This window comes from Paenibacillus sp. FSL K6-2859 (assembly GCF_038008265.1).
Taxonomy (GTDB): Bacteria; Bacillota; Bacilli; order Paenibacillales; family Paenibacillaceae; genus Paenibacillus_AQ; species Paenibacillus_AQ nitricinens.
In genome coordinates, this window is record NZ_JBBOYU010000002.1 from 204,773 (window position 1) to 219,563 (window position 14,791).

Sequence of the window (14,791 nt, forward strand, 5' to 3'; positions counted from 1 at the left end):
ATTTAAAAATTAATCAATTAAATTATAAAATGCTTGTTTTAAATATTATTCCCTACTCAGTTGGAATTAATTTTTCGTAAGAAGAAATTATGTCACCAATATCTCTACCTGCTAAAACTCGTTGCTTTTCTCCAAATACTTTTTTTGCAGCTTTCTCAATGTTATTGAGCCGGGTGTTATAGATGGCATCAGGAACAACAAATGCAATGATCCCTTCTCTTATTATCTTATTGCTGGAGATTTTCAGTACGTTATTATATCTTGCAAGCTTGTTTTCAATTGAAACTTGATCTGAAAAAAAAGGAGATCGTTGAACTGGCTCAGTAGATCTGTCTAACTCTACATAGAATAATTGCTCCCCTATTCTCAACACTGCATCTGGACGAACTGTAATTGTCTCATCATCATCTTGAACGGCCAATGATGGGTACCAGTCCCAGTCATGAAACTGTTTTAAATCACTTTCTTCATTCATCCATTTATATCGGAGGTCTAGATAGACCTTTGCCAATTCCCAGAAATGTTGCTTTTTCGCTCTCTCCATATCTAATTCATGCTTAGAAAGTCTATTCTCTTCTAATATCCCTCTTTTCATTTCAACAACTTTTAAACCACGGGAACTAAGATAATACCAGGATTCTCCGAGAATTTCGTTCTTTCTTTGATGCACAGGTAGATTAGAAGAATCAGGGTTGAAATTTGAAGATTCTATTAATCCTCTATCTTTCAAACGTTTAATTGTTCTTCTAGTAGCTATGAGTGCTCTTTTTTGATTCTTTATATCCAACTCATTCCTTACTTCATTTGTAGCTATAGTGTATTCAGGATAATGAAATTGAGTTGTGTCCAGAAAATATATATTTACTGCTGTTGATTGGGGCATACATCTGCAAAAGTAAAGATCAGTTAAGAGATTCCATTCACGTATTGTTATTAGATCGATTACCTCTCCTATTGATAGATCCCCCTTCGGAGTTCTTTTATTTTTCTGTTCATCTTTTGTTCCTGAGGAATCATTATTAGCTACCAAAATCATCTCTCCTTTATTTATCCATGAGTGGGTTGGGGTTGAAAATCATAAGGCTGCTTAACCCGTATTAGTCGCGTTTTCGAAATGGAGTTAAACCCTTATATGAAAAGGAATATTTAGAAATTCCCTTAATTTAACTAGCCAACATATTAATTAACATACAACACAACATAAAGCTTTACAAAAACGAATTTTAAAAACACCTAAAGTCATTACATGTGGTATTAGAAAAATCATACATAAAGCATTACATACGACACTTATTCAGTTTTATAAAAAATTAAAATTGGTGTCTGTTAGAGCCTATCAAGTTAATACAAAAATAATTGAAATCGACTACTACGTATTGAGATCTATTAAGACAAATCAGTATGAATTACTCGAAATTACTAGCCCAAGTCTTGGATTATTAATAACTAGATTTCATAGTAGTTTCTCATTTTAGTTATCTGTATCCACTAATAGGGGTTTAATGCAAAGTACTGAAAAAGATTCGAAATTGAATATAACTTACTAATCGGATTAATAAAGAATTATTATGAAATTCGTATTTTTAAGCTGATTCTTTAATATTTAACTGAATTTAACCAAATTAAATCATTTTATGGTGGAAATATCGTTTATTCATTATTATCTAATCATAATAAGATTAGTATCTTATTATGATTAGATTCTTCCAATATGTGTACAATGGTATGACAACATCGTTATTTAATTTGACTAAAGGTGAACTTACTACTATAATTTTCTTTAGAGACTATGAAAATTATGGGAGGAATAATTATATGAAATTTCAGTTCAATGTGGGTAATGATCTAGGTAATAGCGAACAAGATATTTATGTAGACGGAAAGCTAGTACAGCAGCCAAACGTTTTTTCTATAGCAGGACAAATCCCTTGGGTAGATGACGATACTGATGTTGTGAAAAATTTGAAGAATATCTATGATAATCTTGCTGTTTCTATTGTTGCTACTGCGGGTGTTCCTACTGGCCTTTACCTAATTGGGAAACATGCTTTAAAAACAAATGGAGAAAATGTAACTAATCTCTACGTAAAAGGAAATAATTCCAAAGCAAATCAAACCGTGCCTTATGTTAATACGTTAGGTGTTATTGCTGCTCGTGCTGTAGAAAAAGCAAATGAACAAGGTGAGCTACCTAATGAGATTAGTGTGGATGTTGACATGGCAACAGCCCTTCCCGTTAAACAACACACACCATCGAATATTCAAACTCTTCAGAGTAATTTTTTAAATGGTACGCACAATATTACAGTTCACTTAGGCCTTACAAAAAAAGTTCTTGTAAAGATTAATTTTATCTATGTTCATGTATTACAAGAGGGATCACCTGCGGTGTTTTCACTTCAGATGAATTCGAGTGGAGCTTGGCGCACAGCTGGATATGAAGGTAATAATAATGAGACAACCCCTATTTTTTTAGAATTCGGAAATACATATAGCATTGAAAATATAGATGGCAGTTACTTTGATGGGAAAAACATCCTACATCTTGATTGTGGTGATGGTACTACTGATACACCATTTACTAGAGGTGATTCTGTAGATAAAGATTTTGGGAGTGGTGTGAATCATGGAGTAGGACATGCAATTGATCCTGCAACTAACGATTTATTAGCTTTAGCCCCCCATGCATTTAACTCTGTATCAAGACAGCAATATAGTGAGATATTGAAATCTCAATTCACATCAAGAAAACATAAGTTCTTAAATGAAGCCCTTCAAGCATTCGGGCCACATATAGATAATCAAGTTGCGCAGATCATGAAGCACGTAAGTGATCAAACTTTAATAATTGGAACAAATGATATCGATATTATTGTCGTTTATGGTGGCGGTAGCATATTAATGAAGGATAAACTTTATCCTAAACTTAAGGAACTCGCTGATAGATTGAGAATTCAGCTACTATATGTACCGAAAGAATATGCAATTACATTAAATGCTGAAGGTTTAGACTTTTTCGTAAAGAGCCCTATTTATGCAGCTTTAAAAGAAGCAAATATGAATACAGTTAAAGGCATTAAAACAAACACAAAGAATTCTAACAAGGAAGTTGCGGCTACAAACGAATAGTTTGGGGTCCTCCCTACTTATAACATTGATTACTTCTTGAGGGGGTGAACCAGAGATGAGGAAAACAGATGCACAAAGAGGAAAAGCTGCTGCATTTAAGCTCAGAGAAGACGAAGAAGAATTGGTTCTTCAATGGATTAATGCGCAATCAGTATATGGAGATTCGATGCGGTATCTTATTCAGAAAGATATAGCCGAAAATGGAATCAGAAATCTCCAGCAGTTCGTTCCTCGTTCAAGAGATATTGAATCAATTAAAAGGCAGTTGATGGAAAACAATACGAATCAATCCGGTTTAAAACCTATTGAAGTACCTTCCATTGAGAATGAAAATAACAATAATAATTTCACTAAAAATAGTGAAATGAATAAGAATAAAGTTAATGATTCTTTTTCAAAGGATGCCAATTTGATTGAATCTGCTGAACCTGCAATCACACACTCTGCTAATGCTGAGATAGAAAATCGTCCTGCAGGAAAAACTTTCAGCAACGATGTAATAAGCTCATATCAGAGTTAGTCTTTTTGAAATAAAAGCCCTTCATCATATTGATGAAGGGCTTTTATTTTTCTAAAAATAGAAACCTGGGATTAATTCTTAAGATGCGTATACTTGGCCTGTAGTAAAAAGGGTTGTTCCATCGTAACTGATCATACATCTGCCGGTTTCCTAATAAGTATTTTATAGAGAAATCAATATCATTTTTTGACTAAGCACATCAGACATGCAAGTTTATCTATTGAAAGCAGATTTTTAAGCAAGTGATCAATTGAACTTTAACGGATTAATCTGCAGTTTGATCTAAATTTGTTTCTGACTTAGAAAAACTTCTGTTTTTGAGAGAAAATAAAGTTATAGATTACCGCTCCGGTGTTAACTTACTCTCTCTGTTAGCGGAGGTCCATGGAAGTGGGACATCGTAATCAGCTGTAGCTGCCGGAGCTTGACTATCTGCTAATGATCTTATGGATTCTCGGAATTTACTACTCACGTAACTTTTCGAACCTCTCAGTTGACAAAAAAATCGCTCCTTATTCTGCTCCTGGCTGATCTTATAAAATTTCGTCGTTATGATATCTCCTATTCCATCAACAGTTTTTGATTTCTCTATTATCTGGTTCACCTGTCGATGTTCGATACATCTCCCTATCTCCTCTTTGATATGGAGTACTTTGTTTCTTCTTTTCTATTATTTCGTCTGTCTAGCCTTCCCACTACTCTAAAACATTTCAACTATCCTTTCGTAACGGCTACTAAGTTACAACAGTCCTCTTCTTTTTGTTCTCCTACCATATAATGCTTCATTCTTAGTGAAATTCTTTGTTTTTCAGACTAACACTTAATTTACATTAGAAAACTTAACAACAAGCGTATTTTGTGGAAAAAGTTCAGAAAACTGAGTGCTATTCTTAACTGAAAAAATCCAAACAATTGGTCTCCTGTTATAATAGAATGTGTATTTTTTATTACAATAGTATACTAATTTGATTAATATATTGTTATTACTGAATTATGATAAAGTGTAATCAAGTATTTATCGTATATTTGAGTTGATTGTTTTTTAAGGTGGTAACCCAATTACGCTGAATTACTCTGAATTACAAGAAGAATTCAGAGTAATTCAGCGTAATAACAATTCCTATTAAAATGTCTTAAAGTGATTTGAGATGAATTAAAATGGATTGATATGACTTGAACTGTGTTTTCGTAATAAAAAGCCGAATTAAAGTAATGATTCAGAGTAATTTAGGAAATCATTGATTTGGATCAATACAAATTAATACGAATTAGACTGAATAAGAATAAATTGAAACATGCTGATTCACGTTGAAATCTATTGGATTTTACTATTTATTTATTAATGGATATTGTAAAATGAAGTTATGAGAATCTTGGGGAAGGAGTGTTGTGTGAATGGAGTACGAATATAGTGATATCCGGACAAAGGAAGAAGTAGAAGAAGCCAACAAAGAAGAAATGAGAGAGCTATTAATTGAAACATTTGATAATGTATCAGTCCTCTATGAAATTTATAAAAGAAGATCATGGTTAGATAAATTATTTACAGATAATATCTTAAGTATGGATAAGGATGCGCTCTATGTATCCAATCAAGTGGCAGCTATTTGTGAAACTCAAACTTATATGATTAATAACAGACGACGAGAACTGTTAGATTATATCAATCCCATCCCTATGGGAGAAGGTAGTAGTAAAACCTTTAAGCATAATTATATATCCGTGTTTAAGATGAAAATGATTATCGGTCTTACAGGTGAAGGTTCTGAATATACGGTCCCACAATTAAAAGAAATTATCTATAGTGGGGGGAAACCAACAACTACGACTAATAAGTCTGAAGATACAGCGAGTAGTGATCAAATGTTTCAAATGATGCAGAAAATGATGCGGTTTGAGAAGTTTCTAGATATGATTGAGTCAGATGAATTTTTCAAAGAGATAGATAAAAGAGTTCAAGTTACTACTGACAAATTATTAAAAGAATCATCGAGTGATGATGAAGTGCATGAAAAGATAATCAAACTATTTGATAAAATTGCATATGGGAACGAATCTCTACCAATTAAAGAAGAGCTTTTTAAAGAGTTTGACTCTCTTTTGGAATTATATCCGAAGCAATCGTACTCAATAAATATGTATAAAACCGCTGCAGATGAAAAAATTACAAGATTTAAGCAAGATGAACGAGAATTATATGTGCAAAAAGTTAAAGGGACTATTGCTGATTTAATCGAAAAATATTCAGTATCGAATAGTGATAACGAAAGAGATGCTATAAAGGATCAATTATCAAGACTATCAGAACAAAATCCAGACATGAGTTTTGACATTAGATTGTGGTTGTCTACACTTTCAAAAGAAAAAGCAAAAAAAGGCTTGCTGAGCCGGTTCTTCTCTAACTAAAACAGCACCAATCCAACTTCTTTACTTGAAATTGGATTGGTGCTGTTTTTTATTATATATATTAATATTATATTTATGTATTATATATACTAATAAAGGGGGAATATATATTGAAGTTTTTTGGAATGATCCTCGGAGGGATATTATCAGCGTTTGGTCATATGTTTGGGTTTATATTCAAAAATGTTTACATTGAGATAAGAAGATTCAGTATGGATCCTGCGAACAAAAATACTTTATGGAACATCCAGGCGTTTTTATTACTTGGATTCTTGATGATCAACTTCTTTTGGTTAATTGGTAAGTACCAAGATCAATTTTATGGACTATCGGATCCCGTATTTTACAGAGCAATCCCACTTTTAATCCCTTGTTTCTTGGGACATATCATTTACTCGTGTCCAATTTTATTTAAGAATAATTACTCTAAACCAATCATTCAAACATTCCTTAATGGTTTAAGCAGCTTGGCTTTAGGACAAATATTAATGAGATTTCTCCCCTATACAATGGGTCTTATAATAGCTGTGGCAATTTTTGTTGCTGTAATCATTTTTACTTTATACTACACATTGCATTTGAACGTGAAATCTACAACTTTTCATAAATTAACTGCTGCGGTTGAACAATCTGAATTAAGCTCCTTCAAAAATAACAATAATAAATCAGTGTTGAACATGGTGAAGAGGAGAGACGGTATTACAGAAGAAGAATTATATGAATTTGACGGAATTGATCTTAATAAGGAAGGTTGTCTATCTCACTTTAGATATTATTCTGAAGAATGTCGTTTGGATTTATTTCATACAATTCCTACGAAAGAGCGACAGAGTCAGCTGATGTCCCTTAATAGGAATGATCGAGCACAACATGAGCAAATATTAGGGGGAACTGGTGCTGGTAAAACGGTATTAGCAACAAATCTAATCGTACAAGATTTGTTGAATGATTATATTGGTAGTACGATTATTGAACCAAAAGGATCTCTTATCAATCGTCTGGCACACTTTTTAACACGTGTTGGAAGACCATTTCGTAGGTTAGACCCCCAATGCGAGACTACAGATTGTCTGAATCCTCTCTTTGTTCCAGAAGGAGAAGATATCGAACCAATGATAGAAGCAAATGTATCAGCTTTTCATGGTTATCTCGGACCAGATGCAGAAATATTTTTCAAAAATAGATCAACTAATCTAATGAGGGTTTGTATAAAAGCGCTTAAGTTAGCTTATGGTAATAATTGTGGATACAATGAATTAGATCGTTTAGTACAACCTATGAACGATGATTATAGAGCAGAGGTCTTATCTGTAATTATTGAAAAGGGTTTTGAGAAACAAGTAGGTTTATTAAGAGAATACACTCGTAATATGGCTGCTAACGAAAAGACTAGAGAATACACAGAAAAAACCAACTCAAATCTTTATGATTATCTTACGATGTTAACTAGTAACAGGCATATACAAAAAATTCTTTGTGGACCGTCTACTTTTAATATTGACGATGCAATAAAAAACGGTGAGATAATTTTGGTCAATGGAGCTTATGGAACCTTACAAACTTTGACATATACGGTTGGGCGATTGTTTATAAATCTCGTAAGAGCAAGTACCTTCAGACGTGATATTAAGGGTGAAATTCGACCACATCAAATAACGATCGATGAGATTGAAATGTTTGCCGACGAAGAATTCTCAACATTCTTAGAAATGGCAAGAGAATTCGAAGTTTTTGTTCGAGTAATTCATCAAGGGAATGAACAGTTAAATGATGTAAGCAAAAGATTAGGTGCAATGGTAAAACAAAATGCAGTGCAGAAATATCTTCTAGCAGGATTAGAGAATGAAGACGCGGATTACTACGCTAGTATGATTGGTGAATTTTATGAGATAGGACAGAGTAGTGGGACTGATGAAATGTCTACAACAGGGTTTAAAACACAAATAAAGGAGGAAAAGCGTTTTAAAGTACTACCGTCTGAAATATTACAACTAAAAGGATATAATCCAGAAACAGGTGAATCAGGCGAGTGTCTCTTCCGTCAGGTACATAACAATGTACGGTTAGAACCGGTTAAAGGATTATTCAAACCACTTCCCAGGGTATTATTTAGCCCTTTAGTTTCTGAAAAGATCGAGGATAATAATAAATTGGGAGATGAAGAACATATAACAAACGATGAAATTGAGGATTTGAATGATATTGAAACGTCAAATGTAGAAAATGAACAACTAATTATTTTAGAAAAACTTAAGAAGAAGGCAAGTGAAAAGAGAAGGAATGAAAGAGAAAGTGTAAAAATAAATGATAACTTAAATATTGATGGTTCTGAAACGATGGAAAAGAACGTAATTAGAAATCCTTTATGGGATAGTGAAGAAGATGTCGCCGAATCAATAAGTGAAGAAACGGTAGTTGAAAGTACTACTAAAATAAATGTGACATATAAACCTGCTGGTATTGATGACAAAACTCTGTTAGTAGCACAGAAAATCAGAATGTTATCTGAAGAGGCTAGGAATAAAAAAAATGAATAATAACCAGAAATATGTTAGAGGATATTTTCTTAATATCCATATGTTAACTGAAGATTGGATCGATTGGTTCTTAAGATTTAATTAGTATTTACTATAATAAAAAAAGCAAAGCGGAGTATTACTCCGTTTTGCTAATCTCTAGTTTCCTCTTTTAATGTTGTAAACAAGTCATTGAACTTATTATATGCTTTTACACCAAGAGGTGTTAATTGGTAAAGTTTTTGTCGGCCACTAGTTGAGTATCCTACGAGACCAAGCGATTCGATCCAGTTAAGAGCAGTATTCAAATCACCACGTCTAACTTTTGCTTGGAGTGATAAATCCTCTTTATTAAAGCTTTTGTTGGCCAGCGTTTGCATTACTAATCTTGAAGCATTTGGTATTTGTGCAATCATACGACTCAAATAGTCTTCAAGTGGAGAGTCAAGTTCGAAGTCGATAGTCGTATTATGTTCCGTATTATACACGAGAGTATCACCACCTATATTATATGATTAATCAGTATATATATATATTAACACACAAAACACAAATATATCTCTAGAATTTAATTGAAGAACAAGAAATTTGAAGGTGATAGGTGTACTTAATGAATTATTAAATTTCGAATAGTTCGAATAAAGGGTTTGTATGAATTGTTAAAATTATGGAGGTTGTTTTGCTTAATGGCTTTTGAGATTTCTTTTTGAACTGAGATTGCGAGAATTTTAGGGATTCTGATGTTATTATTTTCAAAATCCTCACAAAATGACAGTTCTCCAGTGAACTCATCATATCTCTTTACCATTTTAAGATTAACATACCAACCACTTTTAATACGTAAATATCCATTTTTTTCTAATGAGTGTTCGAACAAGGAAAATTCAAATAAAGATTTAGATTCAAAAAAGGTTTGTGTGGATGAGTGATATGTAACAGTATCATTGATGTCAATCCGAATATACAGAACTTTATTAAAATCAAGTTCTATAAATTCAAATTCATTTGTTGGTTTTGTGACTATGTGGCCAGCTATCCGCATCAATTCACTAAATGATGCCCTATATCCTACCGCGAACTTTTTTAATGTATCAGGTTTAGGGATGATTTCGAAATTAGTGAAATTCTTTCTTCCAAGTTCTACATCTCGAATATAGCCATGACTTAAAGAAGTTTTTTTTGCAGCAAGCCTTAAGCTGTATCCGCATGAATGTCTTAACTTTTCTAGATATCCCCCAATAGTTTCATCCATATACAATATAATTCTCCTTATGTCATAATCTTCTGATTTACAATGTTTAGTGCTCAAGTTTTTAAGTATTAAATGAAAACTTAATGAAGACGTTATTAGTAACAAAAAAATGTAATACAAATCCAAACACAAAAGTAATTTTACACGTTTGTAATTTTTTTTTAAAGATACGAGTTGTATCATTATAAGGTAAAATTAATATCAATTAGTACAAAAGGGTTTTTTTGTTATGGTTATGAAGATATTGATTAAGAAGAATATGAGAATACTTCTTTAAAAATCAAAAACATGTCAATATCACTTGAATAAATATAGAAAAGTATTACAATCTAATTAAGATAAGATAATAATTCAATTAGTATAAAATACTAATTGTTTACTTATTTATTGTAAGCCCATTTCTCAAATTTAGAGAGGTGATAGAATGTATCAATTTTACGATCCATCAATTAAGCCTATATTAACAACTGATTTAGATGGTAGGTTTATCAAAGTTCAGACATATGGGCTTTTTAATTATGGGTATCCAGACATAGTACTTAATGAATATATTGAAAATTATGAAGAATTATTTTTATCGATAATTGACAGAATTTTTAGGGTTGAATTCGATATTAACGCTACTTGGAGTCATAACGGGGAATTATTCAACTTAGAATATGTGAAGGATAATTTAGCAGCTTTAGTCCTTGCACCAAAGAATGACTTTGTGAAAATTATTACGATTAATAATCCACTTAATGAAGAGCCAGCAAAATATATAACAAAAGGACTAACAAACATTTATGATCACCCTGAATTAGAAATACAAGCATCAATAGTGTTTTCAAGGGAAATTTTGGCTTTTTCAGTTGAAGAAATTGAAAAAGAGGGAGCGATAAACGAGGACTATAGTATTGAGTATGAGAACCATCTGTATACATTTCATCTAACATCAGATCGGTATGGTAAAAGATTGTTACAGATAATGCATAAAGATTGTGGGTTAACTCCCATACTAAATACAAACAATAAAAATAGAAGCCACTTATATCGTATAAAATAGTGGCTTCTATTTTTTTAATATATATAGTAATATACTAATATATTAATTAGATAGTATTATATATAGATATGATTCGGAAGTAGAAGGGAGCATTAGTTTGCATCATGACAATTTTATTAAAGAATTAGATTTTGTCTTAACTCATCCGTCGTGCAGCGTAGAAAATATAGAATCTTTTTATAACCAATGCTTATATATTTACGAAACAGTACCGCTGTTTGTAATTATCAATCATATGAAGGAAACAAAGCCTAAACTCTTAAAGAATTGGTCGAATTCAAACAAAACGGTAAGTAAGCTGCTTGAAGATATGGAAATACAGAAAGATGATCTCGATAAGAAAAGAAAAGTTGAAATCCTTGTTGAAGTTGAAGATAGCTCATTACAAATTAGTCAGAATGGTTATTACATATTATTTTGGAATACAGAAATTGAGAAATCCAAAATTGAAAACTGCTTTAAAAGGAAGACTTTAAAAGTGATTTCTAAGAGCTTCAATAATCTAGAATTAATTGGTTATAAACTTGAAAAACTGAATCAATATGTTCTATATCTGAAAAATAAAGGAGAATTGATTATATGAATATGTCCATCTTAGGAAACAATATGCTTGAATATAAAACCTCGCTTCGTCGAAAGATGATTCATCAAGGAGTTGTGAAAAGTATTGAAACGCATAGTCCATTTGGTGAACCTATGCAATGTGCAATCATTGAACTGAAGAATGGTCTTAAGGGTATGATTCACGAGAATCAGTTTGATAAACATAAATTTCGATCTCTTGTTGGTTTTTTGGATCATAAAATTGACTACATGGTTTTAGATGTTACGAAACAAGGACTGGATCCTAAGATTGTAAATGTATTTGATGAAGAAAAAGGGATAATCTTACTTTCACGAATACAAGCACTTGAAGAACTGCAAGAGGATTTTTGGGAAAACGTTGAAGTAAATCATGTATGTCCTGCAGTGGTATCCGGCTTTGAGGAAGAACGGTTTTATGTAATGATCAAAGGGGTTTCATGTGTACTCCCGATCAGAGACTATGAATACGACTGGACGCCTTCTGCACGTAACGTAATTCCACTAGGTAGTGAGATTACTGTAAAAATAAAAGAGATCGACCATGAAAAAAAACGTGTTATTGTATCACGAAAAGAACTGATGGAAGATCCTTGGACTCGTGTTCATGAAAATTTTAGAGTTAACGATTTCCATACCGGTGTGATAACTAGTGTTGTAGAGAATATAGGTATTTTTGTGAAATTAGCACCTGGTATTGAAAGTCTGGCTTGGTTTCCGAACCGCGTCCCGAGTCATGGGGATTTGGTGGGGATGACCGTTTCAGTCATGATTAAAAATGTTCAAGCCAGCGGAAAAAGAATTCGAAGTAAAATAATTAAATTCCCACATCACTTATATTAGGAGGAGATTATATGGAATCCCAAGTATCTCCTCTAATAATTACGAATCAACCAGGGATTCGAATGCAACCTACTTGGGACGATCCCTTTGCTTTCGTAGTTTCTTTGGATCCACTCACTAGGCATGAGTTTTTCTATATTAACGGAAAGATAAAAGACGGGTGGATCACAGATAGAGATATAGAAATCATTCGATTTCTTGCGGTACATCGATGGATTACATTGTCTCAATTGACTCGGTTGTTCTTTTCAGGTAGCGATAATACTACGGTTCGAAATAGATTGAAAAAACTAATGAAACTAGGATTGTTGAGAAGGATTCAGTGGAAAACCTACTGTAATCCACTTCAAAATCGTCCAACAATTTATGAAATGGGTTCAAGTGCAGCTGACATTTTGAAGTTTAGGTTTGGTGCTTTTTTAGGAAATAGAGATCCACGGAGACCAAAGGAAGTCTCTATGTTGTTCCGACAAAAGTATATTATTACTAACGAATTTTTCATATTACTAAGAAAATCATTTAATGTTATGCATTTTGAATTTCATCCAGTTTTAAAGCATAAAGAGGATCAGGTAGTACCAACTGCGCACTTCATTTTGGGAACACCAAAAGGGAAAAAGCTTGATTTTCATTTACTTTGCCATCGTGAAGAAGAAAACTGGCTTAAAACCATTCGCTACCAAGCAAAATTTTGTAAGGAGTACTTTGATGCAAACGGCATAAGATCAACTCTTGTTGTACTTGTGTCATCCGATGAAAAGGCAGAATTAGCTAGTAAAATATGCGAACAAGAGGGAACCAGTGACTACACATGGTTCATAACTGATCAAGAATTAGAAGAATGTGTAGACGTTGGATTAACAAATAGTTTTTTTGTTTTTAAAAACGGAGACAAGAATTATTACGACCTTAGATGATGAAAAATGAGGTGATCAGTTGCATCGTCTATTTTTAGTATCGGATGATGAAGATTTTGCACAGTGGGTTGAAAAAGAACTTTCTGATTATGGACGTTTTGTTAGGAAAATAGATGATTTTGAGTTTTTTATACAACAGTGGAGTACTTCAGAAGCTGAGATCATAATCGCGACAGAATATGCAATAGAATCTGAAGATTCATTTTTCAAGATACTTAATCAAGTTGAAATTCAAGATCCATTTATTACAATAATGCTAATTTACTTTCGTGAAGAAGATACATTTATACAAAACTTAAAGGATAGAAATGTAGTTTGCATTTCATGGAATGATCTGGACTTTGGGCTAATGGAGAAACGATTAGAACAATCACGATCAATTAAAGAATTGCAAACAAGAGCTGAGTCTTATCCTCAAATGCATTCTAGTAATAAAAGTGAGTATGTAAATGAACATACAGACGAAACAGATGTAGAAATCAAGATTGAACAACCTGAACTAACTATACAGTTCGGATTGGAGATAGTTGATAAAGAATCTCCTTTGGAAAATTCAATAACCGACAATATAGAAAAGCATTATGTAAATTCATATTCAACCATTGAAAGTAAGGACTTATTTAATGAAGACTTCGAAAAAAAAGATGAATTTATTGAGAAAACTTATGTCGAATCACACCAAGAATCCTCAGATGAAAAAGATCAAGAAGACTCCCCACAATTAAAAGTAAGTGAAGATAAACAGAGTGAAGAAGAAGTAGTTTTATCAAGAAGAAATCAAACGAAGAAACGTTATCCCAAACTTCCTAGTCTCCCTAAACATGAAAATCAGATTATTTATAAAGATAGAGTGATTATAAATGAAAAGATAATTGGAACTGTTCTAATTGCTGTAGCTAGCACTAACCGTAGAGCAGGATCATCACATAATGCAATACAGATTGCACGTTATTTAAGCGGAAACTCCTTCGAAGTTGCATGTGTTGAGTTACTAGACATTAACGTGAATCCTTCGGTATTTAAATTTCTGGATGATGGAACAAAAAAGTCTAAAAAAATGGACGATGGTTTTCAATCAGAAGGAATTGATTTTTATCCAGCAGCTAACTATGAGAAGTACATAAAAATTTTAAATGCAGAGTACCAATATGTTGTTGTTGATTTAGGTCAGATAGTTACGAATCAAGGAAGGAAAAGCAAAGAAGGCCGTTTTTTCAAAGAATTCTTCAGAGCGAATATTTCAATAATCAGCACCTTTCCAGCAATATGGGACTTTCAGTTCTTAGTTAACCTAGTTGATAAACTGTTAAACAATTCCTGGAACAAACCATTTAATGTGTTGGTGAATTTTACAGATGACAAGAGATATAAGAAATTTACAGATACATTTACTAGTAGAGAAAAAAGAAATCTTCAGCTTCAGTTTTTTCAAAACAACTTTCTACCTGATCCCTTGAATCTAGAAGATGAGACAGTATCTATTATTCCTGAGATTTTGAGCTCAGTTATTCCTTCTAGCAAAAAGAAAAAGAGGTTTTATTTTTTTTAAGCATTCGTTTTAAGTTATTACCTAATACTTTA

The 14,791-nt window shown here is 32.5% G+C and carries 13 protein-coding genes; 9 read left to right on the plus strand and 4 right to left on the minus strand.

Going from position 1 to position 14,791, the window contains the following annotated elements; translation table 11 throughout:
- Positions 1-52 precede the first annotated feature (52 nt).
- Entirely contained in the window at positions 53-1,030 is a 978-nt protein-coding gene (locus MHB64_RS31595; protein WP_341136287.1) for a replication-relaxation family protein, read from the minus strand.
- Positions 1,031-1,815: 785 nt separating this feature from the next.
- On the opposite strand from MHB64_RS31595, the gene MHB64_RS31600 reads away from it, so the two are divergent.
- Together MHB64_RS31600 and MHB64_RS31605 are read left to right on the plus strand one after the other, a co-directional pair.
- Positions 1,816-3,129, plus strand: coding sequence for a ParM/StbA family protein (locus MHB64_RS31600; RefSeq protein ID WP_341136288.1), 1,314 nt, complete (start codon positions 1,816-1,818; stop codon positions 3,127-3,129).
- Positions 3,130-3,184: 55 nt separating this feature from the next.
- Positions 3,185-3,649 (plus strand): hypothetical protein, encoded by a 465-nt coding sequence (locus MHB64_RS31605; protein WP_341136289.1) that lies wholly within the window; start codon positions 3,185-3,187, stop codon positions 3,647-3,649.
- A gap of 340 nt (positions 3,650-3,989) precedes the next feature.
- Here the strand turns inward: MHB64_RS31605 and MHB64_RS31610 are convergent, their stop codons facing one another.
- The gene (locus tag MHB64_RS31610; protein ID WP_341136290.1) at positions 3,990-4,121 is read right to left on the minus strand and encodes a hypothetical protein; all 132 of its coding nucleotides are present in this window, start codon (positions 4,119-4,121) and stop codon (positions 3,990-3,992) included.
- Between the two features lie 923 nt (positions 4,122-5,044).
- On the opposite strand from MHB64_RS31610, the gene MHB64_RS31615 reads away from it, so the two are divergent.
- Both MHB64_RS31615 and MHB64_RS31620 read left to right on the plus strand, forming a co-directional pair.
- Complete coding sequence (locus tag MHB64_RS31615; protein ID WP_280788825.1) at positions 5,045-6,055, plus strand: hypothetical protein; 1,011 nt, start codon at positions 5,045-5,047, stop codon at positions 6,053-6,055.
- Between the two features lie 110 nt (positions 6,056-6,165).
- Positions 6,166-8,592: a type IV secretory system conjugative DNA transfer family protein gene (locus tag MHB64_RS31620; protein ID WP_341136291.1), complete on the plus strand. Its 2,427-nt coding sequence runs from the start codon at positions 6,166-6,168 to the stop codon at positions 8,590-8,592.
- A gap of 131 nt (positions 8,593-8,723) precedes the next feature.
- Here the strand turns inward: MHB64_RS31620 and MHB64_RS31625 are convergent, their stop codons facing one another.
- Together MHB64_RS31625 and MHB64_RS31630 are read right to left on the minus strand one after the other, a co-directional pair.
- Positions 8,724-9,059 (minus strand): hypothetical protein, encoded by a 336-nt coding sequence (locus tag MHB64_RS31625; protein WP_256715909.1) that lies wholly within the window; start codon positions 9,057-9,059, stop codon positions 8,724-8,726.
- Positions 9,060-9,178: 119 nt separating this feature from the next.
- Positions 9,179-9,823 carry a helix-turn-helix domain-containing protein gene (locus MHB64_RS31630; RefSeq protein ID WP_341136292.1) on the minus strand — a complete coding sequence of 215 codons (645 nt, stop codon included), beginning with the start codon at positions 9,821-9,823 and terminating at the stop codon, positions 9,179-9,181.
- Between the two features lie 424 nt (positions 9,824-10,247).
- Between MHB64_RS31630 and MHB64_RS31635 the strand changes: the two genes are divergently transcribed.
- The 5 genes from MHB64_RS31635 to MHB64_RS31655 all read left to right on the plus strand — a co-directional run bounded on the left by MHB64_RS31635 (position 10,248) and on the right by MHB64_RS31655 (position 14,759).
- Positions 10,248-10,868, plus strand: coding sequence for a hypothetical protein (locus MHB64_RS31635; RefSeq protein WP_341136293.1), 621 nt, complete (start codon positions 10,248-10,250; stop codon positions 10,866-10,868).
- A 97-nt stretch (positions 10,869-10,965) separates the two neighbouring features.
- The gene (locus MHB64_RS31640; protein WP_341136294.1) at positions 10,966-11,451 is read left to right on the plus strand and encodes a hypothetical protein; all 486 of its coding nucleotides are present in this window, start codon (positions 10,966-10,968) and stop codon (positions 11,449-11,451) included.
- Complete coding sequence (locus tag MHB64_RS31645; RefSeq protein ID WP_341136295.1) at positions 11,448-12,293, plus strand: S1 RNA-binding domain-containing protein; 846 nt, start codon at positions 11,448-11,450, stop codon at positions 12,291-12,293. The genes MHB64_RS31640 and MHB64_RS31645 overlap by 4 nt, the downstream gene beginning before the upstream one ends.
- A gap of 11 nt (positions 12,294-12,304) precedes the next feature.
- Positions 12,305-13,210, plus strand: coding sequence for a replication-relaxation family protein (locus MHB64_RS31650; RefSeq protein WP_280788819.1), 906 nt, complete (start codon positions 12,305-12,307; stop codon positions 13,208-13,210).
- A 19-nt stretch (positions 13,211-13,229) separates the two neighbouring features.
- Complete coding sequence (locus MHB64_RS31655; RefSeq protein ID WP_341136296.1) at positions 13,230-14,759, plus strand: hypothetical protein; 1,530 nt, start codon at positions 13,230-13,232, stop codon at positions 14,757-14,759.
- Positions 14,760-14,791 lie beyond the last annotated feature (32 nt).

Bases quoted from the DNA above. Each gene is read 5' to 3' on its own strand.
- MHB64_RS31600 (WP_341136288.1), top strand. From the start codon at position 1,816: ATGAAATTTCAGTTCAATGTGGGTAATGATCTAGGTAATAGCGAACAA.
- MHB64_RS31605 (WP_341136289.1), top strand. From the start codon at position 3,185: ATGAGGAAAACAGATGCACAAAGAGGAAAAGCTGCTGCATTTAAGCTC.
- MHB64_RS31615 (WP_280788825.1), top strand. From the start codon at position 5,045: ATGGAGTACGAATATAGTGATATCCGGACAAAGGAAGAAGTAGAAGAA.
- MHB64_RS31630 (WP_341136292.1), bottom strand. From the start codon at position 9,823: ATGGATGAAACTATTGGGGGATATCTAGAAAAGTTAAGACATTCATGC.
- MHB64_RS31635 (WP_341136293.1), top strand. From the start codon at position 10,248: ATGTATCAATTTTACGATCCATCAATTAAGCCTATATTAACAACTGAT.
- MHB64_RS31645 (WP_341136295.1), top strand. From the start codon at position 11,448: ATGAATATGTCCATCTTAGGAAACAATATGCTTGAATATAAAACCTCG.
- MHB64_RS31650 (WP_280788819.1), top strand. From the start codon at position 12,305: ATGGAATCCCAAGTATCTCCTCTAATAATTACGAATCAACCAGGGATT.